General features: G+C 52.6%; 1 protein-coding gene. It reads right to left on the reverse strand.

What is annotated here, in order from left to right:
* Positions 1-61 precede the first annotated feature (61 nt).
* On the reverse strand, positions 62-458 hold a 397-nt coding region (locus ACTHUG_RS11455), incomplete at its 5' end, for a hypothetical protein (protein WP_440422295.1).

Raw genomic sequence — 458 nt, forward strand, 5'->3', positions numbered from 1 at the left:
GGCTTGAACGGCCTTCACGTTGTTGACTTGAACGGCCAAACGGCGCAGCTGAATACACTGCCTATGCTTCTCCGCGCCGTTTTTCCGTTCCCTTCCCCCCCTTTCCTTCCTTTCCCTCCTCTCCCCACCTCTTTCCCCCCTTCCCTTCCTTTTCTCCTTCTCTTCCCTCTTTTTCTCCTCCTCCTTCTTTTTCCTTTTTTTCTCTCTTTTCTTTTTCTCCCCTCTCCTCCCTTCCCCTCTTCCCCTCCTTCCCTCCCTCCTTTTCCTCCTCCTCTTCCTTCCCCCCCTTCCCCTCCTTTTTCTCCCTTTTTTCCTCCCTCCTCCCTTCCTCCTTTCCCCCCCTTCCTCTTCCTCCCTTCCTTCTTTTTTTCCTCCTCCCCTTTCCCTTCTTTCTCCCTTTCCCCCTCCTTCTCTTTTTTCCTTTCTTCTCCCTCTCCCCCTTCCTCTTTTTTTTCCTT

It is taken from the genome of Neisseria sp. P0022.S009 (genome assembly GCF_051956675.1).
Classification (GTDB): domain Bacteria; phylum Pseudomonadota; class Gammaproteobacteria; order Burkholderiales; family Neisseriaceae; genus Neisseria.